At 55.3% G+C, this 530-nt stretch carries 1 protein-coding gene; it reads right to left on the bottom strand.

The window, feature by feature from the left end; genetic code table 11:
- On the bottom strand, positions 1–530 hold a 530-nt coding region (locus OCV62_RS17770), incomplete at both ends, for a helicase C-terminal domain-containing protein (RefSeq protein ID WP_262588325.1).

Raw genomic sequence — 530 nt, 5'->3', positions numbered from 1 at the left:
GGTACTGCTTGCTCTGGTGGTCGGCTTTCATCAGCTTCAGCTTGGCAACCTCCACATCCAAATCCATACGCTCCTTGATGCGGGGATCTCCGGCGCACAGGGCTTTGATCTCGGCAAAGGAAAGCGCCGTTTCGTCCACATCATCGCAGGAACGCACCGGCGATTTAGAAGTCATGATCTGACTGATGAATTTTTGCTTATTCTCCACCGTCTGCCAGAGGTATGCGTCAAAGGTTCCTTCGGTCACATAGCGGTACACATGGACAAGAGGATTCTGGTTGCCCTGGCGCTCGATACGGCCCTTGCGCTGGGCAAGGTCTCCCGGTCTCCACGGACAGTCCAGGTCATGAAGTGCCACCAGACGGTCCTGCACATTGGTGCCTGCGCCCATCTTGGCGGTGCTGCCCAAAAGGACACGAACCTGACCGGTACGGACCTTAGAGAACAGCTCCTTTTTCCGCACTTCGGTGTTGGCTTCATGGATAAAAGCGATCTGGTCGGCAGGCATTCCCTGAGCAATGAGTTTCTGA

This window comes from Gallintestinimicrobium propionicum (genome assembly GCF_025567525.1).
GTDB classification, from domain to species: domain Bacteria; phylum Bacillota; class Clostridia; order Lachnospirales; family Lachnospiraceae; genus Gallintestinimicrobium; species Gallintestinimicrobium propionicum.
Note: the sequence above shows the minus strand (reverse complement) of the source record. Positions and strands in the feature narration are given on the sequence as shown.